Origin of the sequence: Agrobacterium sp. 33MFTa1.1 (assembly GCF_004328495.1) — a bacterium.
Classification (GTDB): Bacteria; Pseudomonadota; Alphaproteobacteria; order Rhizobiales; family Rhizobiaceae; genus Agrobacterium; species Agrobacterium pusense.
This window is the reverse complement of the sequence record NZ_CP036358.1, coordinates 1,527,585-1,549,610: the sequence shown is the minus strand read 5'-3', so window position 1 is coordinate 1,549,610 and position 22,026 is coordinate 1,527,585. Positions and strand designations below refer to the sequence as shown.

Here is a 22,026-nt window from a genome sequence, read left to right as displayed (position 1 = left end):
GCTGGCGAAAGATAAGCTCGGAGAAGTAAGAAAATGTTGCAGCCAAAGCGTACTAAGTACCGTAAGCAGTTTAAGGGACGCATCAAGGGCGTCGCCAAGGGCGGCTTTGACCTGGCATTCGGTGAATTCGGCTTGAAGTCGCAGGAACCGAACCGCGTGAATGCACGCGAGATCGAAGCGGCCCGCCGCGCGATCACGCGTTACATGAAGCGCGCAGGTCGCGTGTGGATCCGCGTATTCCCCGACGTTCCGGTTACGGCCAAGCCGACCGAAGTTCGTATGGGTAAGGGCAAGGGTTCGGTCGATTACTGGGCATGCAAGGTCAAGCCCGGTCGTATGATGTTCGAGATCGACGGTGTGTCCGAGGAGATCGCCCGTGAGGCGCTTCGTCTCGGCGCTGCCAAGCTCTCGGTCAAGACGCGCTTCGTACAGCGCATCGCAGAGTAAGGAGCAAGGCACATGAAAGCCGATGAAGTTCGCGGCCTCAGCGCCGACCAGCTCAAGGACAAGCTCGCCGATCTGAAGAAGGAGCAGTTCAACCTGCGCTTCCAGAAGGCAACTGGTCAGCTGGAGAAGTCCTCGCGCATCAACGAAGTCCGCAAGGATATCGCCCGCGTTAAAACCATTGCCCGCCAGAAGGCGGCAGAAGCCAAGGCCTAAGGAAGAATAATATGCCGAAACGCATTCTGCAGGGCGTCGTTGTGTCCGACAAGAACGAGAAGACTGTCGTAGTTCGTGTTGAGCGTCGATTCGCTCACCCGCTGCTTCAGAAGACCGTTCGTCGTTCGAAGAAGTACAAGGCACACGACGAAAACAATCAGTATAAGGTCGGCGATGTCGTTTCCATCGAGGAATGCGCACCGATCTCCAAGGACAAGCGCTGGACGGTCGTTTCCGCCCAAGCTTAATTTCATCAGAATCGCGCCAGGTGTCTTGCACTTGGCGCGAATTCCTGTATGAAGCAGCGCAAGGACGCTCGTGACCCGGGCGTCTTTTGCTTTGATGCGCACGGAAGGTCCTTCGGGAAACCACCCTGTCACGATTTTTCCGCGCAAAAAAAGAGATATTCATAAGCTGGAGCAGGGGGCTCGCTCGGGAGAGTTTGCCCAACCGTTCCGGTAACAACAAGAAGGCGACCTGACATGATTCAGATGCAAACAAACCTCGACGTGGCGGATAATTCCGGCGCACGTCGTGTCATGTGCATCAAGGTGCTGGGCGGCTCGAAGCGCAAATATGCTTCTGTTGGCGACATTATTGTCGTTTCCATCAAGGAAGCTATTCCGCGCGGCCGCGTCAAGAAGGGCGACGTGATGAAGGCGGTTGTCGTGCGCACCGCCAAGGACATCCGCCGCGCTGACGGCAGCGTCATCCGTTTCGATAACAACGCAGCCGTTCTTATCGACAACAAGAAAGAGCCCATCGGCACCCGTATCTTCGGACCGGTTCCGCGCGAACTTCGCGCCAAGAACCACATGAAGATCATCTCGCTGGCTCCGGAAGTACTGTAAGGAGCGTATGCGATGCAGAAAATTCGTAAAGGCGACAAGGTTGTCGTATTGACCGGTAAGGACAAGGGCCGTACCGGCGAAGTAATCCAGGTTTTGCCGAAGGAAGACCGGGCCGTTGTGCGTGGCGTAAACATGGTGAAGCGTCACCAGCGCCAGACCCAGGCCCAGGAAGCCGGCATCATCAACAAGGAAGCATCCTTGCACATCTCCAACATCGCCATCGTCGACAAGGATGGCAAGCCGACCCGCGTTGGCTTCTCGGTTGTGGATGGCAAGAAGGTCCGCGTGGCCAAGCGTTCGGGAGAAGTGATCGATGGCTGATAAGTACGAGCCGCGTCTCAAGACGGAATACGTTTCCCGTATCCGTGGCGCCATGCAGGAGAAGTTCTCCTACGCAAACGTCATGATGATCCCGAAGCTTGAAAAGATCGTGATCAACATGGGCGTTGGCGAAGCGACTGCCGACTCCAAGAAGCCCACGATCGCTGCCGGTGACCTGGCTGCGATTGCCGGCCAGAAGCCGGTCGTTACCCGCGCTCGCAACTCGATCGCTGGTTTCAAGGTTCGCGAAGGCATGCCGATCGGTGCGAAGGTTACCCTTCGTGGCGCCCGCATGTACGAATTCCTTGATCGTCTGGTCAACATCGCGCTGCCGCGCGTTCGCGACTTCCGGGGCCTGAACCCGAAGAGCTTTGACGGCCGTGGCAACTTTGCCATGGGCATCAAGGAACACATTGTGTTCCCTGAGATCAACTACGATAAGGTTGATCAGATGTGGGGCATGGACATCATCGTTTGCACGACGGCGACGTCGGACGACGAAGCTCGGGCTCTGCTGACAGAGTTCAACTTCCCGTTCCGTCACTAACCGTAACGACGAGCGTAGAAAAGGAACTCCGATATGGCGAAAACAAGCGCAGTTGAAAAGAACAAGCGCCGCCGCAAGTCGGTCGCCCAGCAGGCCAGCAAGCGCGCGGCCCTCAAGGCGATCGTGATGAACCAGTCCCTTCCGATCGAAGAGCGGTTCAAGGCCACCCTGAAGCTCGCTTCGCTGCCGCGTGACGGCTCGAAGACGCGTATCCGCAACCGCTGCGAAGTAACGGGCCGTCCGCGCGCGTTCTATCGCAAGCTCAAGATGTCGCGTATCGCGCTTCGTGAGCTGGGCAATTCCGGCAAGGTGCCGGGCATTGTCAAGTCGAGCTGGTAAGGAGACGGGCACATGACCATGACTGATCCTTTGGGTGATATGCTCACCCGCATCCGCAATGGTGCTGCTCGCCGTAAGTCTTCGGTAAGCACGCCTGCTTCCAGCCTCCGCGCACGCGTTCTCGACGTGCTGCAGTCTGAAGGCTACATTCGCGGTTATTCCAAGGTCGATTTCGAAAACGGCAAGTCCGAATTCACCATCGAGCTGAAGTACTACGAAGGCGCGTCCGTGATCCGTGAGATCGGCCGCGTTTCCAAGCCGGGCCGCCGGGTTTATGTCTCGGTAAAGTCCATTCCGCAGGTCGCGAACGGCCTCGGCATCACCATCCTTTCGACCCCGAAGGGCGTGATGGCCGATCACCAGGCTCGCGAACAGAACGTTGGTGGCGAGGTTCTTTGCTCGGTCTTCTAAGACCCGAGCAAGGATCTCCATAACGAACAGACAGGATTGAATAATGTCTCGTATCGGTAAAAAGCCCGTTCCGGTTCCCGCAGGTGTGACGGCCAATGTCGACGGCCAGAAGGTTACTGCTAAGGGCCCGAAGGGTGAACTGTTTTTCGTCGCTAACGACGACATTCAGCTGAAGCTCGAAGATAACGGCGTTTCCGTAACGCCGGCTAACGGCACCAAGGAAGCTCGTTCGAAGTGGGGCATGTCCCGCACGATGATCGAGAACATCTTCAAGGGTGTTAAGGACGGCTATGAGCGCAAGCTCGAAATCAACGGCGTTGGTTACCGTGCCGCCATGCAGGGCAAGAACCTGCAGCTGGCTCTCGGTTTCAGCCACGACGTTGTTTACGAGCCTCCGGTCGGCATCACCATTGCCGTTCCGAAGCCGACGGAAATCATCGTTTCCGGCATCAACAAGCAGCAGGTTGGCCAGGTTGCCGCGGAAATCCGCGAATACCGCGGTCCCGAGCCCTACAAGGGCAAGGGCGTAAAGTACGCTGAAGAGCGTATTGTACGCAAAGAAGGCAAGAAGAAGTAAGGATCACGCGAAATGGCTAGCAGGAAAGAAGCACTTGCACGTCGCGCGAGCCGTGTGCGCCGCCAGATCAAGGCGGTTGCCAACGGCCGCCCGCGCCTGTCGGTTCATCGCTCGTCGAAGAACATCTACGCCCAGATCATCGATGACGTTGCTGGCAAGACGCTTGCGTCTGCCTCCACGCTCGAAGCCGATCTGCGCGGCTCGCTCAAGACCGGCGCCGACGTTGCAGCAGCAGCTGTTGTCGGCAAGCTGGTTGCCGAGCGCGGCGTCAAGGCTGGCGTCAAGGATGTTGTATTCGATCGTGGCGCGTTCATCTATCACGGCCGTATCAAGGCTCTGGCAGATGCAGCCCGCGAAAGCGGCCTGAACTTCTGATTTTTTTCCGCCCGGACATCGATCCGGGCGGAATTTCACCGGACCATGCGGATCTCGTCTTCGAGGCCGCTGGTCTTTTCGTTTGCCGTTCCACCCGTAAAAGAAAAAGGACAAGGACAATGGCACAGGATAAAAGAGGTTCCCGCGAAGAGCGTCAGAACCGCGAAGAGCGCGATAGCGAATTCGTCGACAAGCTGGTCGCGATCAACCGCGTTGCAAAGGTTGTTAAGGGTGGCCGTCGTTTCGGTTTCGCCGCTCTCGTCGTCGTTGGCGACCAGAAGGGCCGCGTTGGTTTCGGTCACGGCAAGGCTCGTGAAGTTCCGGAAGCGATCCGCAAGGCAACTGAAAGCGCAAAGCGCGATCTGATCTTCGTTCCGCTGCGCGATGGCCGCACACTGCATCACGACGTTAATGGCCGCCACGGCGCAGGCAAGGTTCTGCTGCGTTCGGCCAAGGCCGGTACCGGTATTATCGCCGGTGGTCCGATGCGCGCCGTTTTCGAAACGCTCGGCGTTCATGACGTTGTTGCCAAGTCGACCGGTTCTTCGAACCCGTACAACATGGTTCGCGCGACGTTCGACGCTCTGAAGCATCAGGTTCATCCGAAGGACATCGCTGCACAGCGCGGTCTGAAGTATGCGACCCTTCAGGCTCGTCGTGCCGCTTCCGGCAACGCTTCTGAAGAATAAGGAGCTGGATCATGGCCAAGAAAACTACTGAAGCCAAGAAGACTGTTACGGTCGAACAGATCGGCAGCCCTATTCGCCGCCCGGCAATCCAGCGTCAGACGCTGGTGGGTCTGGGTCTCAACAAGATGCATCGTCAGCGTACCCTGGAAGACACTCCGGCGGTTCGCGGCATGATCCGTGCGGTCCAGCATCTCGTTCGCGTCGTTGACGAGAAGTGAGACGGAGTAACCTATCATGAAACTCAATGAAATCAGAGACAACGAAGGCGCCTCCAAGGATCGTATCCGCGTAGGTCGCGGTATCGGTTCCGGCAAGGGCAAGACCGGTGGTCGCGGTGTGAAGGGTCAGAAGGCTCGTTCGGGCGTCGCCATCAACGGCTTCGAAGGCGGTCAGATGCCCATCTACCGTCGTCTGCCGAAGCGCGGTTTCAACAACATCTTCGCTTCCGAATATGTCGTCGTATCGCTCGGCCGCATTCAGACCGCCATCGACGCCAAGAAGCTTGACGCTTCCGCAACGATCGATGCTGCTGCTCTCAAGGCTGCCGGCGTTATCCGCCGCGCCAAGGACGGCGTTCGTATTCTCGCCGACGGCGAGCTGAAGGCTAAGGTCGCTTTCGAAGTTGCCGGTGCTTCCAAGCCCGCAATCGAAAAGATCGAAAAGGCTGGCGGCTCGATCAAGCTTCTCGCAGTTGCAGCAGAAGCCGCCGAGTAATATATAGACTTCAGGCGCCCGGGGCTTGTCGCTCCGGGCGTTTGCGCTCCCTGGCCACTGTTGCTTTCGATCTAAATCGATTTATAGAGCATCAGGGAAATCTCTTCGCGGTGTGCTTCCTCGGCCCCGCTTGCGGCAGAAAGTGCTGCAGGGAGAGCCTCACAGTTCTTGAACTTCCATAGGGGAGGGGATAGGACATAAAAAACAGGGTGAGGCATGATGGCGGCGCAGAGCCGCGTTTGTCCGAAGCCCGGTTTTGACCAGTATCTTTTAGACCTTTCCGCATCGGCCGGTTGCGCTGGCTGGCAAGGGTCATTCGGAGAAATTTATGGCTTCAGCAGCGGAACAACTGGCTTCGAACCTGAATTTTTCGACCTTCGCTAAGGCGGAGGATCTGAAAAAGCGTCTCTGGTTTACTCTTGCCGCACTTCTCGTCTACCGTCTCGGCACCCATATTCCGCTTCCGGGCCTGAACCCTGAAGCCTATGCGCAGGCCTTCCGTGGCCAGGCCAACGGTATTCTCGGTCTTTTCAACATGTTTGCGGGTGGCGCTGTCGAGCGCATGGCGATTTTCGCCCTCGGCATCATGCCTTACATCTCCGCTTCGATCATCGTGCAGCTCATGACCTCGGTCGTGCCTTCGCTCGAAGCGTTGAAGAAGGAAGGCGAAGCCGGCCGCAAGATCATCAACCAGTACACCCGTTACGGCACGGTGCTGCTCGGCACGCTGCAGGCCTATGGCATTGCGGTCGGCCTCGAAAGCGGTAACGGCCTTGTCGTTGATCCGGGCTGGTTCTTCCGCATTTCCACCGTCATCACGCTGCTTGGCGGCACGATGTTCCTGATGTGGCTCGGCGAACAGATCACCTCGCGCGGTATCGGCAACGGTATTTCGCTGATCATCTTCGCGGGCATTGCCGCCGGTCTGCCCAAGGCCCTGGCCGGCACGCTGGAACTCGGCCGCACCGGTGCGCTTTCGACCCCGCTCATCCTGACGGTCGTCGTCGTTGCAATCGGCGTCATTGCCCTCATCGTCTTCGTGGAGCGTGCGCAGCGCCGTCTGTTGATCCAATATCCGAAGAGACAGGTCGGGAACCGCATGTTCCAGGGCGATACCTCGCACCTGCCGCTGAAGCTTAACACGGCCGGCGTCATTCCTGCGATCTTCGCATCGTCGCTGCTGCTTCTGCCGGCAACAGCTGCAGGCTTTGCGGGTAACACCAACCTGCCGACCTGGGCGACCTCGATCATCGCCTCGCTGCAGCATGGCCAGCCGCTGTTCATGGCGCTTTATGGCCTGCTGATTGCTTTCTTCGCCTTCTTCTACACGGCGATCGTATTCAATCCAAAGGATACGGCTGACAATCTCAAGAAGCATGGCGGCTTCATTCCGGGCATCCGCCCGGGCGAGCGCACTGCGGAGTACATTGATTACGTTCTGACCCGCATCACCGTGGTCGGCGCGATTTATCTGGTCTTCGTCTGTATCCTTCCTGAGACACTTATCGCACGTACGGGCATTCCATTAGCCCTTGGTGGTACTTCGCTTTTGATCGTTGTCAGTGTAACTCTGGATACGGTTGCGCAGATTCAGGGTCACCTGATCGCCCAGCAGTATGAAGGTCTGATCAAGAAGTCGAAGTTGCGTGGAGGAAAGAGGGGACGATGAGACTGATATTTTTGGGTCCGCCGGGTGCGGGCAAGGGAACCCAGGCCAAGCGGCTTACTGACAAGTACGGGATCCCCCAGCTTTCAACCGGTGACATGCTGCGCGCTGCGGTCAGCGCGGGCACCGAAATCGGCAAGCGCGCCAAGGCCGTCATGGACGCCGGCGGGCTGGTATCCGACGATATCGTCAATCAGATCGTTTCCGAACGTATCGAAGCTCCCGACTGTGCCAAGGGCTTCATTCTCGACGGTTATCCGCGCACCGTTCCGCAGGCGAAGGCGCTTGCCGACAACATGCGCAAGAAGAACCTGGTGCTCGACGCCGTCATCGAACTCAAGGTGGACGAAGAGGCTTTGATTCGCCGAATCGAAAATCGCGTGGCTGAAACCATTGCCGCCGGCGGTACTGTTCGCTCTGACGATAATCCGGAAGCTTTCCGCAAGCGGCTGACGGAATATCGCGAGAAGACTGCGCCGCTGTCCGCTTATTACAGCGAACAGGGCGAACTGGTGACGCTGGATGGCATGGCAGATGTCGATGCCGTCACTGAGGCCATCGAGCGCGTTCTCGAGAAAGCCTCTGCCTGATCGAAGGAATGAATGGGCGAGGACTGCGTTCTTGCCCATCTTCCTTTTCGAAAGGCGGCTGATCCCTTGGATCGCAAAAGAATCTTGGCGGAGCCGGTTGCTTTTTTGCGCTGATTCCGTTAAACACCGCGCCAACTCGCGACATCCCAAGCGACTGGCGCGGATTTCCCTTAGGGAAGGGAGATCCGGGTTCGGTCGTTTTGACTTGTCACGGACATCAATTTGAACTGGCGGTCTTGTCGGCCGCTCGAATGGAATCACCACTTGCCGGATGGCAACTGGAACCAAGGAGAAAAGACGTGGCACGTATCGCTGGCGTCAACATCCCGACTGCGAAGCGCGTTGTTATTGCGCTGACCTACATTCACGGGATTGGTCCGAAATTCGCGCAGGAAATCATGGACAAGGTCGGTCTTCCGGCTGACAAGCGCGTTCATCAGCTGACGGATGCTGAAGTTCTTCAGATCCGCGAAGCCATCGACCGCGACTACCAGGTCGAAGGCGACCTGCGTCGCGAAACGTCGATGAACATCAAGCGTCTGATGGACCTCGGTTGCTATCGCGGCCTGCGTCACCGTCGTGGCCTTCCGGTCCGCGGTCAGCGCACGCACACCAACGCCCGCACCCGCAAGGGTCCGGCGAAGGCTATCGCTGGTAAGAAGAAGTAATTTTCCGGTTCTCCGGAAAGGGGAGGCTGGTGCAGTCCGCGCCAGCCTTTCTGAGTTTGGCGAAAAGCTCGGTTACGGGCTGATTGCCGGTGTAGCCGCTGGTGTTACGGCGGTGAAGAGATCAATGAAAGGTATAAAATGGCCAAGGAAGCCGCACGCGTCCGTCGTCGCGAACGCAAAAATATCACGTCTGGCGTCGCGCACGTCAATTCGACCTTCAACAACACGATGATCACCATCACCGACGCGCAGGGCAATGCTATTGCCTGGTCGTCCGCTGGTGCCAAGGGCTTCAAGGGTTCGCGTAAGTCGACCCCGTTCGCTGCCCAGATCGCTGCTGAAGATTGCGCGAAGAAGGCTCAGGAACACGGCATGAAGTCGCTTGAAGTTGAAGTTTGCGGTCCGGGTTCCGGCCGTGAATCGGCACTTCGCGCCCTGCAGGCTGCCGGTTTCATGATCACTTCCATTCGCGACGTGACGCCGATCCCGCACAACGGTTGCCGTCCGCGCAAGAAGCGCCGCGTCTGACGCGACCGTGGTTCGGAAATTCCGCCTTACCTCAGGTCTGGCGGAATTTTCGTGTATCTGGCGTGTGCGCGTCGATTTCGATCGGCGGACTTGCGCTCAAGAACCCACCGATGAACCGCTGAATTTGGTTCCTCTCGGTGTTTTCATGCTCGGTCCGTCACGATTGGATGGTGGCGGCGAACGGAAGGTTTAAAGATGATTCAGAAGAACTGGCAGGAACTTATCAAGCCGAACAAGGTCGAGTTCACCTCGTCCAGCCGCACCAAGGCAACGCTCGTTGCCGAGCCGCTGGAGCGTGGTTTCGGTCTTACCCTCGGCAACGCGCTGCGTCGCGTTCTGTTGTCTTCTCTGCGCGGTGCCGCTGTTACGGCCGTGCAGATCGACGGTGTCCTGCACGAATTCTCCTCCATCCCCGGCGTTCGGGAAGATGTGACGGATATCGTGCTCAACATCAAGGAAATCGCCATCAAGATGGATGGCGACGATTCCAAGCGCATGGTCGTGCGCAAGCAGGGCCCGGGTGCCGTGACCGCTGGTGACATCCAGACGGTTGGTGACATCGAGATCCTGAACCCCGACCACGTGATCTGCACGCTCGACGATGGCGCTGAAATCCGCATGGAATTCACCGTCAACAACGGCAAGGGTTACGTACCGGCTGAGCGCAACCGCGCGGAAGATGCCCCGATTGGCCTCATTCCGGTGGACAGCCTCTATTCTCCTGTCAAGAAAGTGTCCTACAAGGTTGAAAACACCCGTGAAGGCCAGGTTCTCGACTATGACAAGCTGATCATGACGATCGAGACCAACGGTTCGGTTTCCGGCGAAGACGCCGTTGCCTTCGCCGCTCGCATTCTTCAGGACCAGCTGGGCGTCTTCGTCAACTTCGACGAGCCGCAGAAGGAAGCAGAAGAAGAATCGGTTACGGAACTCGCGTTCAACCCGGCGCTTCTCAAGAAGGTCGACGAGCTCGAGCTGTCGGTTCGTTCGGCAAACTGCCTGAAGAACGACAACATCGTTTACATCGGCGACCTGATCCAGAAGACCGAAGCCGAAATGCTCCGCACGCCGAACTTTGGTCGCAAGTCGCTGAACGAAATCAAGGAAGTTCTCGCTTCCATGGGTCTGCACCTCGGCATGGAAGTGCCAGCATGGCCGCCTGAGAACATCGAAGATCTCGCAAAGCGTTACGAAGACCAGTACTAACAAACAAGAAGGCAGACCTCAAAGACTGCCTTTCCCCGTCAAACAGCAGGTAAGTCACCTGCATGTGCCAGGAAACGGCAGGCCTTAAAGAAGGAACCTGCGTAGAAGGAGAATAGCAATGCGCCACGGTAATTCAGGCCGCAAGCTCAATAGAACCGCCAGCCACCGCAAGGCAATGTTTGCGAACATGGCTGCTTCGCTCATCACCCATGAGCAGATCGTCACCACGCTTCCGAAGGCGAAGGAAATTCGCCCGATCGTTGAGAAGCTCGTCACTCTCGGCAAGCGCGGCGACCTGCACGCTCGTCGTCAGGCGATTTCGCAGATCAAGGATCAGGACGCTGTTCGCAAGCTGTTCGACGCGATCGCAGCACGTTACGCAAACCGTAACGGCGGCTACCTGCGTATCATGAAGGCAGGCTTCCGCCAGGGCGACAATGCCGCTCTGGCCGTCGTTGAATTCGTCGAGCGTGACGTTGACGCCAAGGGCGCAGCCGACAAGGCTCGCGTTGCTGCAGAAGCTGCTGCTGCCGAAGCTGCATAAGGTTTGACGCCGTTCAGGCGTCATGAGTTAAAAAGCCGGGCGAGTGATCGCCCGGCTTTTTTGTTTGCGTTGTTTTCTGTGTTTAAGGCTGGCGATCGGGCGAATATTGGCTGATTTGACGAATAAGATCGGCAAGTGGCGCCATCAGGGCGACACGGTCCGAAGCATGATGGGCCAGCCAAAGCTTTTGCAGGTCTTCTTCATTGATCTCGCCATTCTCAATGTGTTCGAGAAGCTTTGATAGTGCGTTCCGATGACCGCTGTTCATCGTCCGGGCAATATCAGTGGGGGCGAGAGCCATCCCCATTGCCATGATGCTGAAAATCTCTGAAACAGCCGCTTGACTGGAGCCGGCAATTTTAGGGCGTTGCGAGGTTTTCGGGTTTTGGTCCGTCGGTTTCATGTTTTTGACGGGCGTTGCTGTGCATTGCCAACGGCGCGTCTTCCCCGCTTCCGCGCCATGATCGTCGGCCGCACCAGCCGATAGCCGAGCAATACCACCATCATGCTGATATAAAACACCGGCTCCAGCGTGATCGATTTTCGCGCCAGCACGAAATGCAGGACGCCGACGATGAGGACGAGATAGACGAGTTTATGCAGCGTGTTCCAGCGGCTGCCGAGTTTGCGGATCGACCAGCGGTTGGAAGTGAGCGCCAGGGGCAGGAGCATGACGAGCCCCGCCATGCCGAACATGATATAGGGCCGTTTCAGGATATCACCGGCGATGGAACTGAAGACGAGGCCACGGTCCAGCACCAGATAGACGGTAAAGTGCGCCAATACGTAATAAAAGGCAATCAGGCCCAGCGCCCGACGATAGGCGATGAGGTTGATGTTGAAGAGATCGCGTAGCGGCGTCACCAGCAGGCCTAGACAGAGGAAGCGAAGCGCCCAGATGCCAAGGAGGTGTTCGAAATCCTTGACCGGGTTGAAGCCGAGGCCTCCGGTTGCGGCGAGGTAGAAATACCAGACGCCGGGAGCAAGGCCGATGACATACAGCGACCAGATGGCCGCCGGTTGGTAACGCTTCGGCAGAGAGGGTAAGGTGAAGGCGAAAGCCATGGTCAATAATTCGCCTTCAGGTCCATGCCGGCGTAGAGGCTCGCTACTTCATCGTAGCCATTGAACATCAGGGTAGGGCGGTTCTGGGTGCCAAAGAAGCCGCCTTCGCCGATGCGCTGCTCCGTCGCCTGGCTCCAGCGGGGATGGTCCACATGTGGATTGACGTTGGAATAGAAGCCGTATTCGCGGGCGTTGGAATTTTTCCAGGTCGTTTCCGGCTGTTTCTCGACAAGCGAAATGCGGACGATGGATTTGATGCCCTTGAAGCCGTACTTCCACGGCACGACAAGCCGGATCGGTGCGCCGTTCTGGTTCGGCAACGTCTCGCCATAAAGGCCGACGGCAAGGATGGTCAGGGGATGGCGGGCTTCATCGAGGCGCAAACCTTCGACATAGGGCCATGAAAGGGGCTGGAACAGGCCGCTCTGTCCGGGCATTTCCTCTGGCCGCACCACCGTCTCGAAGGAAACATATTTCGCGCTGCCCAGCGGTTCGACCTTGCCGAGCAGGCTTGTAAGTGGGAAGCCGATCCATGGAATGACCATCGACCAGCCTTCGACGCAGCGCATGCGGTAGGTGCGTTCCTCAAGCTGATATTTCATCAGCTCTTCGATGCCGAATTCCTGTGGCTTGGAAACGAGGCCATCCACTTTCACGGTCCAGGGTGTGGGTTTGAACTTGCCGGAATTTTCCTTGGGGTCGGATTTGCCGACGCCGAATTCGTAGAAGTTGTTGTAGCTGGTGACGGCATCAAGCGGCGTGAGTTTTTCATCCAGCTTGTAAGCGCCGGGTTTCGCCGCGAGCGGAGCGGCAACCGCCTCACGGCCCGCAAGCCCTATTGCCGCAAGGCCCGCCGCTGTGCCGAGGAAGCCGCGTCTGGAAAGGTAGATGTTTTTCGGCGTGATTTCGCTTGCCGAAATATGGGGCGGACGATAGGCGGGCATTGGAACCTCCACAAAAGCCGGGTGCATCGGCGATAAATCGATTATGATAGCCAATACGGCCGCTGCACAGATATGTTTCAGTCTGCTGCGGAAAAACAGCGCCGGGCAGACGGAAATCGCGCATTTGTGATAGGCCGTCGTCCGCTCGCCCGCGTTAAGGGAAAGGCGTACCGTACCGAACCGTACTGTTTTGCCCTAAGGTGACAGTGACAGCGCTTGCGGTTTGCGTTAGAAACACCGCAAAATAGGGCAGAGGCAGCTTCCACCGCGTTGCGGGCAGGCGCGCTTCGCCCCGAGATTGAGGAAAACACCATGCCAGCCTATCGCTCAAGAACGACAACCCACGGCCGCAACATGGCGGGCGCGCGCGGCCTTTGGCGCGCCACCGGCATGAAGGACAGCGATTTCGGCAAGCCGATCATCGCTGTCGTCAATTCCTTCACGCAGTTCGTGCCCGGCCACGTCCACCTCAAGGATCTCGGCCAGCTGGTTGCCCGTGAAATCGAGGCGGCCGGCGGTGTTGCCAAGGAATTCAACACCATCGCGGTCGATGACGGCATCGCCATGGGCCATGACGGCATGCTTTATTCGCTGCCCTCGCGCGAGATCATCGCTGACTCGGTCGAATATATGGTCAATGCCCATTGCGCCGATGCCATGGTGTGCATTTCCAACTGCGACAAGATCACCCCCGGAATGTTGAATGCTGCCATGCGCCTCAACATCCCCGCCGTCTTCGTGTCCGGTGGTCCGATGGAAGCGGGCAAGGTTGTCCTGCATGGCAAAACCGTCGCGCTCGATCTGGTCGACGCCATGGTGGCTGCCGCCGATGACAAGATTTCTGACGAGGACGTCAAGGTTATCGAGCGATCTGCCTGCCCGACCTGCGGTTCCTGTTCCGGCATGTTCACCGCCAATTCGATGAACTGTCTGACCGAGGCGCTGGGCCTGTCTCTGCCCGGTAACGGCTCGACGCTTGCCACCCATTCGGATCGCAAGCGACTGTTCGTCGAGGCCGGTCACCTCATCGTCGATCTTGCCCGCCGTTATTACGAGCAGGAAGACGAAACCGTTCTGCCGCGGACCATCGCCAACAAGGCGGCGTTTGAAAACGCCATGTCGCTGGATATCGCCATGGGCGGCTCCACCAATACGGTGCTGCATATTCTGGCTGCCGCGCACGAGGGCGGGGTGGATTTCACCATGGAAGACATCGACCGTCTTTCCCGCAAGGTTCCGTGCCTTTCGAAGGTCGCGCCCGCCAAGCAGGACGTTCACATGGAAGATGTGCACCGCGCTGGCGGCATCATGCGCATTCTCGGCGAGTTGGAGCGCGGCGGTCTGATCAACCGCGATACCTACACGGTGCATGAAGCGACGCTGGGTGACGCCATCGACCGCTGGGACATCACCCGCACCAACAGCGAGACGGTGCGTGAATTCTTCAAGGCGGCCCCCGGCGGCGTGCCCACGCAGGTTGCCTTCAGCCAGTCCTCGCGCTGGGACGATCTGGATACCGACAGCGACAATGGCGTCATTCGCTCGGTCGAGAAACCATTCTCCAAGGATGGTGGTCTTGCCGTGCTTTACGGCAACATCGCGCTCGACGGCTGTATCGTGAAGACGGCAGGTGTTGATGAGTCCATCCTGAAATTCAACGGCCCGGCGGTCGTTTACGAAAGCCAGGACGCGGCGGTTAAGGGCATTCTCGGCAACGAGGTCAAGGCGGGCGACGTCGTCGTCATCCGTTATGAAGGTCCTAAGGGCGGCCCGGGCATGCAGGAAATGCTCTATCCGACCAGCTACCTGAAATCCAAGGGCCTCGGCAAAGCCTGCGCGCTGATCACCGACGGTCGCTTCTCTGGTGGCACGTCAGGCCTTTCCATCGGCCACGCCTCGCCGGAAGCGGCACAGGGCGGCGCCATCGGCCTCGTGCGTCAGGGTGACCTGATCGAGATCGACATTCCGAACCGCACGATCAACCTGAAGGTTCCCGACGCGGAACTGGCCTCGCGCCGGGCCGAGCAGGAAGAGAAAGGCTGGAAGCCGGAAGCACCGCGCAAGCGCAATGTCACGACGGCGCTGAAGGCCTATGCGGCCTTTGCGTCGAGCGCAGACAAGGGTGCTGTGCGGATATTGCCGGAGTAATCCTGTCGCAGAGTGGGCTGGAAGGTTACGCCTGATGCGTCGCTTTCTTCCCGGAGTGCTCGAAGAGCAATACAAGCGCGCTTCGTCACCCCGGACCGATCCGGGGTCCGGCGCGATCAAGTCCTCGATCGCAAGAGACTCTTCTCACGGCGCAGACGCGCCGTGCCTGATGCCGGATCAAGTCCGGCAGGACGGAGGAGAAAGCTATCCACCTCCATTTTAAATTGAGCCGCTCTCTGAGCGGCTTTTTGCTGTCTGAATTTGGAGTGAATTCGGCTCACAAACAGATTCAATTACTTCGCGGGATGATTCCTGTTATCCCTTCAACGTTTTGTTTTTCCATCGTAAATGCCGAACTGACTGCAGATTTTTTCTGGCGTGGCAGTCACATTGGAGTGATGTTCGTCCAGCGACCCTTTTCCAGAAAGCAGCGATGCCTAAGTTCATCACCATGAAAAGACGAACCGCACTCGCCCTCATGGCATCGCTACCCTTCGCCTCACTTGCCCGTGCCCAGAGCGCCGGGAACAACGTCCGTTTCGGTCCGTTGCTGCGGGAGGCGGATGCGCTTTCCAGCCTCAAGACCGTCATCGTCAGCATCGATGGCGAGGAGATCGCTAGCCGCGCCTATCATGGCGCCGGCTTGAACGGCTCCACCAATATCAAATCGGCCTCAAAATCGATCATCTCCGCGTTGGTCGGCATGGCGATCGACCGCAAGGTTCTCCAAGGTGCGGACCAGCCGATCGCGACCATTCTGCGCGGTGAATTTCCGCAAAATCCCGATCCCCGGCTGGAGCGGATCACCGTCGGTAACCTCCTGTCAATGCAATCCGGTCTGGAGCGCATGTCCGGGCCGAATTACGGCCGTTGGGTCGCCAGCCGCAACTGGGTGCGGATGGCCTTGGGGTCGGGTTTCGCCGGAGAGCCGGGTGGCGGCATGCTTTATTCCACGGCGTCGACACATCTGCTGTCGGCGATATTGACGAAGGCATCCGGCCGTTCGACGCTTTCTCTCGCCCGAGACTGGTTTCGGCCCCTGGAAGGGTTTTCCATCGGCGGCTGGGAGCGCGATCCGCAGGGCATCTATCTCGGCGGCAACCAGATGGCGATGACCGCGCGGTCGCTGCTGGCCTTCGGTGAGCTTTACCGCAGGGGCGGCGTGACACCCGGTGGTGAGCGGTTGATTTCGCAGGACTGGATCGAGCAATCATGGCGACAGCGCACCAATTCGGTCTTCAACGGCGACGGTTACGGTTATTGCTGGTTCATCAGGGAGATGGCGGGCGAGACGGTCTATTATGCCTGGGGTTATGGCGGGCAGATGCTGTACATCGTGCCGGCAAAACGACTGTCCGTCGTGATGACCTCCCGTGAAGACGCGCCATCGGCCCGAACCGGTTATCGCGACCAGTTGCATGGCCTCATGGAGAACGTCATCCGCGCGGTGTGATCGGGTCAGAGCGGTCGGTTGATGCTCTGAAACGCCTCGCCGAGACGTTTCATGCGCTCCTCATAGGCGCCGGTGAGGCAGGCAACGTCGGCTGCGCATTCCTGGCGCTTCTTCAGCCACTGGCTCTGCTCGTCGCGCAACGTGTCGCGGGCGCCCATGGCCATCAGCTGGGTTAGGATATCGAAGGTGGTGGCCATCTTCACGTCCTGATCGTTCAGGGCGCGGTTGTCGCAGATGGCCTTTTCATCCGCTGCGAGATCGGATTTCGTGCAGTCGAAACTTGCAGCACCGGCCGTTGAGAGGAGCGAGGAAGCAAAAAGGATGCCGCAGGCGAGGAGGGGCTTTTTCAAATGCATGGCTTGTCTCTGTTGAGGACTGCTGGTGCGGATGAAACCAAAATACGCCTTTGCTGGTTCCATCAGCGGAAGCCGCCGTGCCTGAAACCCACGGTCATCATCTTGCCGCTCTTTGCTTTACAGGCTTTGACGTTATAACTCCATCATACTGATGACGATGAGGAATCACATGCGAAGCGTGTTGAAGTATCTTTCCACCGGCTTTCTCGCCGCGCTCATTCTCCTGCCAGCGGGTGCCCGGGCGCAGGACAACAGGACCGTGCCGTCCAGCCACACGGAAATGCAGCTTTCCTTCGCGCCGCTGGTCAAGCGCACCGCCGGCGCGGTGGTGAATGTCTATGCCGAACGCATCGTGCAGCGGCGGTTGTCGCCCTTCGCCGGTGATCCCTTCTTCGAACAGTTTTTCGGGCAGCAAATGCCGAACCGCACGGAAAAGCAGTCGTCGCTCGGTTCAGGCGTCATCGTCACAGCCGGCGGTCTCGTGGTGACCAACAATCATGTCATTGACGGTGCTGACGACATCAAGGTGGCGCTTGCGGATGGGCGCGAATTTTCCTCCAAGGTTCTCATGAAAGATGACCGGGTCGATCTTGCCGTGCTGCAGATCGATGCCAAGGAGCAGTTCCCGGTGCTGCCGCTCGGCAATTCGGACAAGATCGAAGTCGGCGATCTGGTGCTGGCGATCGGTAACCCCTTCGGCGTCGGTCAGACGGTGACGAGCGGCATCGTCTCGGGCCTTGCCCGCAACCAGGTGACGCAGGGCGATTTCGGCTTCTTCATCCAGACCGACGCCTCCATCAACCCGGGCAACTCCGGCGGCGCGCTGATGAATATGGCTGGCGAGCTGATCGGCATCAACACTGCCATCTTCTCCAAGGGCGGCGGCTCGAACGGCATCGGTTTCGCTATTCCGGCCAATCTGGTCCGGGTTTTTGTGGCTGCTGCTGAACGGGGCGATGCGAACTTCCAGCGGCCCTACATTGGCGCGACCTTCGATCCCGTCACTTCGGATGTCGCGGAGGCGCTTGGCCTGCATCGCGCCCGGGGAGCGCTGGTCGTGAGCGTTGTCAAAGGCAGCCCCGCGGAAAAGGCCGGCATGGAGCCCGGCCAGGTGGTGACTGCGGTCAACGGATTGGAGGTCGAGCATCCCGATGCGCTCGGTTACCGCCTGACCACGGCCGGCATAGGCAAATCTGCTGAACTGACCGTCATGGACAAGGGCAAGGAAAAGAAGCTGACGATTGCACTTGATATTGCGCCCGAGACCGCTCCCCGCGACGAACGGCTGATCGAAGGGCGCAATCCGTTCGCCGGCGCGACCGTCGCCAATCTTTCGCCGAAGCTTGCTGACGAATTGCGCATGCCCTCGCAGGTCACGGGTGTCGTCATCACGGATGTGAAGCGTGGCTCGCCGGCTTATCGTGTCGGTTTTCTGCCGAAAGATGTGATCCTTTCATTGAACGGCGCAGATATCGGCTCGACGGCCGCTGTCGAAAAGGCGCTGGATGACAATCCTGGTTTCTGGCGGGTGGAAATCCTGCGTGACGGGCAGCGTATCCGGCAGTTCCTTCGATGAGTGACGATCTCTTCGCCCCGCAAGTGCCGGTGGAGGTCGCTAACCGGCGGCCTCTCGCCGATCGCCTGCGACCGAAGACGCTGGCGCAAGTAAGCGGGCAGCCGCATCTGACGGGCGAGGAGGGCGTTCTGCGCCGCATGATCGATAGCGGCTCGCTGGGGTCGATGATCTTCTGGGGGCCGCCCGGCACTGGCAAGACGACGGTCGCCCGCCTGCTTTCCGGCGAGGCGGGGCTGGCTTTCGAACAGATATCAGCGATCTTTTCCGGCGTCGCCGATCTCAAGAAGGTTTTCGAAGCGGCACGTGCAAGGCGCATGAACGGTCGCCAGACCCTGCTTTTCGTCGACGAAATTCACCGTTTCAACCGTGCGCAACAGGACAGTTTTCTGCCTGTCATGGAGGACGGCACCATTATTCTGGTGGGTGCGACCACCGAGAATCCCTCGTTCGAACTGAATGCCGCTCTGTTGTCGCGGGCCCGTGTCCTGACATTTCGGTCGCATGACGAGGACAGTCTCAGCGAGCTTCTGAAGCGCGCGGAGGAGGCGGAGCAGAAGCCCCTGCCACTGACGGAGGATGCACGCGCAAGCCTGATCCGCATGGCCGATGGCGACGGTCGCGCGGTGTTGACGCTTGCCGAAGAAGTCTGGCGCGCGGCGCGGAAAGATGAAACCTTCGACACGGAAGGGCTCACGCGCATCGTGCAACGCCGCGCGCCCGTCTACGACAAGAGCCAGGACGGCCACTACAATCTCATTTCCGCGCTGCATAAGTCGGTGCGTGGATCGGACCCGGATGCCGCACTTTATTATCTCGCCCGCATGTTCGATGCCGGCGAGGATCCGCTCTATATCGGCCGGCGGCTGGTGCGCATGGCGGTGGAAGATATCGGCCTTGCAGATCCGCAGGCGCTCGCCGTCTGCAATGCTGCCAAGGATGCCTATGATTATCTTGGTTCACCGGAGGGTGAACTTGCGCTGGCGCAGGCCTGCGTCTACCTGGCCACCGCTCCGAAATCGAATGCCGTCTATACCGCCTTCAAGGCTGCGATGCGCGCCGCGAAGGAAAATGGCTCGCTTGTTCCGCCCAAACACATCCTGAATGCACCGACCAAGCTGATGAAGGGCGAGGGATATGGTGACGGCTACCGTTACGATCATGACGAGCCGGACGCTTTTTCGGGGCAGGATTACTTCCCGGAAAAAATGGGGCGGACCACCTTTTACGATCCACCGGACAGAGGTTTCGAACGCGAAATCCGCAAACGTCTCGACTGGTGGGCGAAACTGCGCCGCGAGCGGGAATCGCGTTAGCCCTCATCTTCACAAAATGATTCAGGCGCTTGCCAAAAAGAGTCGCGAAACTGCGCTATCGCATTGTTTTTTCAAATAAGTCAGGATGCCTTGCGCTGAGGCGCGGCCTGCGGCTGCGCCGGCAGCATCTTGACCGATGATTCCGCCAGGCCGTTATGCCCGTCGGCATCGATCACCAGATGCCAGTGCATCGTTTCGGGGATGGCGATCCGGATTGGCGACTTTTTCGCGACGCCGCCAAGATATTTGAAATCGAGCAATTCGGTGAAGCGCTGGAAATTCGCGCCCGTCATCAACCGGACATTATTGATGGCCGAGAGAGATACTTCAATGATCGTGCCCGCCCGCAATTCCTTCAGGTCATAATGCGTGTAGCGAAAATTCGGCCGTGCCATCGCGCGCCTCCAAGTACCGGTATTGTGGCAAAAGAGGATAGGGAGGCAGGGTTAACGCTGCCTTTAAATTCGTACGGTTTTCATCGAATTACTGGCTGTCCCGCCGGCGGCCAATGGCGATGGTGAGTATTTCAGGCCGTGTTCGACGCCCATGAAGATAATACCAACGTATAATGGGCGTATTTAATCATAATAAATTTTTTCCCCTTAGCATCGGCTGGTCGAAGTGCACTCATCGGCGTTGGGGGGAATATGAAAAACGTCACTATATCTATGCGCCTATATGCGCTCGTCGCATTGTTTCTGGCAATCCTGACCGCAGCGCTGACATTCAGCCTGTTCGAAACCTTTGGCGAGATGGAACGCGAGCGCAAAGCCGGGCTTGCGGCGATGAACGAAACGGCCGTCGCTATTCTCGATCAATATTATCGCCTGGAACAAAGCGGCAGCTTGACGCGGGAGGCGGCACAGCAGCAGGCCAAGGTCACAATCGCGGCCATGCGGTATGGCAACGGCAGCGGTTATTTCTGGATCAACGATATGCACCCCAAAATGGTGATGCATCCGATCAAGCCGGAAATGAACGGAACCGATCTTACCGCCAACAAGGACCCGAACGGCAAGGCGCTGTTCGTTGAGTTCGTGAATACGGTCAAGGCGGGCGGTCAGGGTTTTGTCGATTATTACTGGCCGAAACCGGGTGCCCCGGAGCCGGTGGAGAAATTCTCCCATGTCGCCGGTTTCGCACCCTGGGGCTGGATCGTGGGTACGGGCGTTTACGTCGACGACCTCGAAGCGGTGTTCTGGAGCGACGCGTATTTCAACATCGGCCTGTGCATCTTGTCCGGCCTTGTCGTCATTGCCGTGGCCGCCGCCGTCGTGCGTAGCGTCACTCGACCGATCGATCTCATCCGGCAGAGCATGAAGCAGATCGCCGATGGCGACGGCACGGCCGAAATCCGCTTCGCGGATCGCCGGAACGAAATCGGCGCGATTGCCAAGACGTTGCTGGTGCTGCGTGACAGCGTCAATGAGCGCAGCGCCCTGCAGGCGCGTGAGGCCGACCAGCAGCGGGCGCTGGAGGAAGCGCGTCGCGGCAACGAGATGGTCCTTCGTTCCGCATCCGAGCGGCAGGCCCATGCCATGGAGCGTCTGGGGGAGGCGCTCGAGGCGCTTGCCAATGGGGATCTGACTGTTGCGCTGACAGATATCGGCGACGACTACGAAAAGCTGCGCACGGACTTCAATCGGGCCGTGGGTGCGCTCCATGGCGCCATCGAAGCGATTTCCCGGACCGGTCATGTCGTCAATGACAGTGCTGCAGATATCAGCGGCGCGACCGGCAATCTCTCGCGCCGGACCGAACAGCAGGCGGCGGCGCTGGAGGAAACGGCCGCAGCGCTTGACGAGATTACCGCCACAGTGCGCACCGCATCCGAACGGGCCAATGAGGCGCGGCAGATGGTGCAGGACACAAAAAGCAGCGCCGGCCGCTCAGGCGAGATCGTGCGCAACGCGGTCGATGCCATGGGCCGCATCGAGGAATCGTCAAAGCGGATCGGACAGATCATTTCCGTCATCGACGAGATCGCTTTCCAGACCAACCTGCTGGCGCTGAATGCCGGCGTGGAAGCGGCGCGGGCCGGCGAGGCCGGACGTGGTTTCGCCGTGGTGGCGCAGGAGGTGCGCGAACTGGCGCAACGCTCCGCCAATGCCGCCAAGGAGATCAAGACCCTTATCAATCGCTCGGCGGAGGAGGTCGGCGGCGGCGTCGCGCTCGTCCGCTCCACGGGCGATGCACTGGAAGAAATCGTGGCGCTCGTAAACCGGGTCGAAGGTCACGTGAATTCCATCGCCACTGCGGCGCGGGAGCAGGCCACCGGCCTCCAGGAGATCAACACCTCCGTTAATCACATGGACCAGATGACACAGCAAAACGCGGCCATGGTGGAAGAAACGACCGCCGCCAGCCAGACGCTCGCCGAGGAAAGCCGCCAGTTGCGCTCGCTTCTGTCGCGCTTCGAACTTGGACATGATGCCGAGCGCGAGGTTTCGCGGGCGGCCTGACTTCAGGCGTCTCGATCTGATGA

29 protein-coding genes are annotated in these 22,026 nt (G+C 58.8%); 24 read left to right on the top strand and 5 right to left on the bottom strand.

Annotation, left to right across the window (positions count from 1 at the left end):
• Positions 1 to 33: 33 nt before the first annotated feature.
• The 19 genes from rplP to rplQ all read left to right on the top strand — a co-directional run bounded on the left by rplP (position 34) and on the right by rplQ (position 10,686).
• Positions 34 to 447: a 50S ribosomal protein L16 gene (rplP, locus tag EYD00_RS07955; protein WP_003495190.1), complete on the top strand. Its 414-nt coding sequence runs from the start codon at positions 34 to 36 to the stop codon at positions 445 to 447.
• Between the two features lie 12 nt (positions 448 to 459).
• A complete protein-coding gene (gene rpmC, locus EYD00_RS07950) occupies positions 460 to 660 on the top strand; it encodes a 50S ribosomal protein L29 (protein ID WP_003495193.1) in 201 nt (66 codons plus the stop codon).
• Between the two features lie 11 nt (positions 661 to 671).
• On the top strand, positions 672 to 908 hold the full coding sequence (gene rpsQ, locus EYD00_RS07945; protein WP_003495195.1) for a 30S ribosomal protein S17: 237 nt from the start codon (positions 672 to 674) through the stop codon (positions 906 to 908).
• 234 nt (positions 909 to 1,142) lie between these two features.
• The gene (gene rplN / locus EYD00_RS07940; protein WP_003495199.1) at positions 1,143 to 1,511 is read left to right on the top strand and encodes a 50S ribosomal protein L14; all 369 of its coding nucleotides are present in this window, start codon (positions 1,143 to 1,145) and stop codon (positions 1,509 to 1,511) included.
• A gap of 12 nt (positions 1,512 to 1,523) precedes the next feature.
• A complete protein-coding gene (gene rplX, locus EYD00_RS07935) occupies positions 1,524 to 1,832 on the top strand; it encodes a 50S ribosomal protein L24 (RefSeq protein WP_003521006.1) in 309 nt (102 codons plus the stop codon).
• Positions 1,825 to 2,379, top strand: a complete 555-nt coding sequence (gene rplE / locus EYD00_RS07930; RefSeq protein WP_003495201.1) for a 50S ribosomal protein L5 — start codon at positions 1,825 to 1,827, stop codon at positions 2,377 to 2,379. Before rplX ends, rplE begins: the two co-directional genes overlap by 8 nt.
• Positions 2,380 to 2,412: 33 nt before the next feature.
• Positions 2,413 to 2,718, top strand: a complete 306-nt coding sequence (rpsN, locus tag EYD00_RS07925) for a 30S ribosomal protein S14 (protein WP_004442591.1) — start codon at positions 2,413 to 2,415, stop codon at positions 2,716 to 2,718.
• A gap of 12 nt (positions 2,719 to 2,730) precedes the next feature.
• Positions 2,731 to 3,129, top strand: a complete 399-nt coding sequence (gene rpsH, locus EYD00_RS07920; protein WP_004442588.1) for a 30S ribosomal protein S8 — start codon at positions 2,731 to 2,733, stop codon at positions 3,127 to 3,129.
• Between the two features lie 43 nt (positions 3,130 to 3,172).
• Complete coding sequence (gene rplF / locus EYD00_RS07915; RefSeq protein WP_003495204.1) at positions 3,173 to 3,706, top strand: 50S ribosomal protein L6; 534 nt, start codon at positions 3,173 to 3,175, stop codon at positions 3,704 to 3,706.
• Between the two features lie 12 nt (positions 3,707 to 3,718).
• The gene (rplR, locus tag EYD00_RS07910) at positions 3,719 to 4,081 is read left to right on the top strand and encodes a 50S ribosomal protein L18 (RefSeq protein ID WP_003507787.1); all 363 of its coding nucleotides are present in this window, start codon (positions 3,719 to 3,721) and stop codon (positions 4,079 to 4,081) included.
• Between the two features lie 119 nt (positions 4,082 to 4,200).
• A complete protein-coding gene (gene rpsE / locus EYD00_RS07905; RefSeq protein WP_004442585.1) occupies positions 4,201 to 4,770 on the top strand; it encodes a 30S ribosomal protein S5 in 570 nt (189 codons plus the stop codon).
• An 11-nt stretch (positions 4,771 to 4,781) separates the two neighbouring features.
• Positions 4,782 to 4,988, top strand: a complete 207-nt coding sequence (gene rpmD, locus EYD00_RS07900; RefSeq protein WP_003495212.1) for a 50S ribosomal protein L30 — start codon at positions 4,782 to 4,784, stop codon at positions 4,986 to 4,988.
• Positions 4,989 to 5,004: 16 nt separating this feature from the next.
• Positions 5,005 to 5,484, top strand: coding sequence for a 50S ribosomal protein L15 (gene rplO, locus EYD00_RS07895; RefSeq protein WP_003521009.1), 480 nt, complete (start codon positions 5,005 to 5,007; stop codon positions 5,482 to 5,484).
• Between the two features lie 328 nt (positions 5,485 to 5,812).
• Complete coding sequence (gene secY, locus EYD00_RS07890) at positions 5,813 to 7,153, top strand: preprotein translocase subunit SecY (RefSeq protein WP_004442582.1); 1,341 nt, start codon at positions 5,813 to 5,815, stop codon at positions 7,151 to 7,153.
• A complete protein-coding gene (locus EYD00_RS07885) occupies positions 7,150 to 7,740 on the top strand; it encodes an adenylate kinase (protein WP_003507790.1) in 591 nt (196 codons plus the stop codon). Before secY ends, EYD00_RS07885 begins: the two co-directional genes overlap by 4 nt.
• A gap of 299 nt (positions 7,741 to 8,039) precedes the next feature.
• Positions 8,040 to 8,408: a 30S ribosomal protein S13 gene (gene rpsM, locus EYD00_RS07880; RefSeq protein WP_003516122.1), complete on the top strand. Its 369-nt coding sequence runs from the start codon at positions 8,040 to 8,042 to the stop codon at positions 8,406 to 8,408.
• A gap of 138 nt (positions 8,409 to 8,546) precedes the next feature.
• A complete protein-coding gene (gene rpsK / locus EYD00_RS07875; RefSeq protein WP_003495225.1) occupies positions 8,547 to 8,936 on the top strand; it encodes a 30S ribosomal protein S11 in 390 nt (129 codons plus the stop codon).
• A 195-nt stretch (positions 8,937 to 9,131) separates the two neighbouring features.
• Positions 9,132 to 10,142: a DNA-directed RNA polymerase subunit alpha gene (locus EYD00_RS07870; RefSeq protein ID WP_003495228.1), complete on the top strand. Its 1,011-nt coding sequence runs from the start codon at positions 9,132 to 9,134 to the stop codon at positions 10,140 to 10,142.
• Between the two features lie 118 nt (positions 10,143 to 10,260).
• Entirely contained in the window at positions 10,261 to 10,686 is a 426-nt protein-coding gene (rplQ, locus tag EYD00_RS07865; RefSeq protein ID WP_004442575.1) for a 50S ribosomal protein L17, read from the top strand.
• A gap of 82 nt (positions 10,687 to 10,768) precedes the next feature.
• Here rplQ and EYD00_RS07860 read toward each other — a convergent pair whose 3' ends face one another.
• Genes EYD00_RS07860 through msrP form a run of 3 tightly spaced genes read right to left on the bottom strand, consistent with a single transcriptional unit; the run spans position 10,769 to position 12,695 of the window.
• The gene (locus EYD00_RS07860; RefSeq protein WP_004442573.1) at positions 10,769 to 11,089 is read right to left on the bottom strand and encodes a hypothetical protein; all 321 of its coding nucleotides are present in this window, start codon (positions 11,087 to 11,089) and stop codon (positions 10,769 to 10,771) included.
• Entirely contained in the window at positions 11,086 to 11,751 is a 666-nt protein-coding gene (gene msrQ / locus EYD00_RS07855; protein WP_004442570.1) for a protein-methionine-sulfoxide reductase heme-binding subunit MsrQ, read from the bottom strand. Before msrQ ends, EYD00_RS07860 begins: the two co-directional genes overlap by 4 nt.
• Before the next feature lie 2 nt (positions 11,752 to 11,753).
• Complete coding sequence (gene msrP / locus EYD00_RS07850; RefSeq protein ID WP_004442569.1) at positions 11,754 to 12,695, bottom strand: protein-methionine-sulfoxide reductase catalytic subunit MsrP; 942 nt, start codon at positions 12,693 to 12,695, stop codon at positions 11,754 to 11,756.
• Positions 12,696 to 13,007: 312 nt separating this feature from the next.
• Here msrP and ilvD point away from each other — a divergent pair, with 312 nt between their 5' ends.
• Both ilvD and EYD00_RS07840 read left to right on the top strand, forming a co-directional pair.
• A complete protein-coding gene (gene ilvD / locus EYD00_RS07845; RefSeq protein ID WP_004442566.1) occupies positions 13,008 to 14,843 on the top strand; it encodes a dihydroxy-acid dehydratase in 1,836 nt (611 codons plus the stop codon).
• Between the two features lie 451 nt (positions 14,844 to 15,294).
• Entirely contained in the window at positions 15,295 to 16,296 is a 1,002-nt protein-coding gene (locus EYD00_RS07840) for a serine hydrolase domain-containing protein (RefSeq protein WP_034499158.1), read from the top strand.
• Positions 16,297 to 16,301: 5 nt separating this feature from the next.
• Here the strand turns inward: EYD00_RS07840 and EYD00_RS07835 are convergent, their stop codons facing one another.
• The gene (locus tag EYD00_RS07835; RefSeq protein ID WP_004442563.1) at positions 16,302 to 16,652 is read right to left on the bottom strand and encodes a lysozyme inhibitor LprI family protein; all 351 of its coding nucleotides are present in this window, start codon (positions 16,650 to 16,652) and stop codon (positions 16,302 to 16,304) included.
• A 169-nt stretch (positions 16,653 to 16,821) separates the two neighbouring features.
• Between EYD00_RS07835 and EYD00_RS07830 the strand changes: the two genes are divergently transcribed.
• Together EYD00_RS07830 and EYD00_RS07825 are read left to right on the top strand one after the other, a co-directional pair.
• Complete coding sequence (locus EYD00_RS07830; protein ID WP_004442560.1) at positions 16,822 to 18,228, top strand: DegQ family serine endoprotease; 1,407 nt, start codon at positions 16,822 to 16,824, stop codon at positions 18,226 to 18,228.
• Entirely contained in the window at positions 18,225 to 19,541 is a 1,317-nt protein-coding gene (locus EYD00_RS07825; RefSeq protein ID WP_004442558.1) for a replication-associated recombination protein A, read from the top strand. Before EYD00_RS07830 ends, EYD00_RS07825 begins: the two co-directional genes overlap by 4 nt.
• An 80-nt stretch (positions 19,542 to 19,621) precedes the next feature.
• On the opposite strand, the gene EYD00_RS07820 is transcribed toward EYD00_RS07825, so the two are convergent.
• Positions 19,622 to 19,936 carry a DUF1883 domain-containing protein gene (locus tag EYD00_RS07820; protein ID WP_004442557.1) on the bottom strand — a complete coding sequence of 105 codons (315 nt, stop codon included), beginning with the start codon at positions 19,934 to 19,936 and terminating at the stop codon, positions 19,622 to 19,624.
• A gap of 252 nt (positions 19,937 to 20,188) precedes the next feature.
• Between EYD00_RS07820 and EYD00_RS07815 the strand changes: the two genes are divergently transcribed.
• Positions 20,189 to 22,003, top strand: coding sequence for a methyl-accepting chemotaxis protein (locus EYD00_RS07815; protein WP_004442555.1), 1,815 nt, complete (start codon positions 20,189 to 20,191; stop codon positions 22,001 to 22,003).
• Positions 22,004 to 22,026 lie beyond the last annotated feature (23 nt).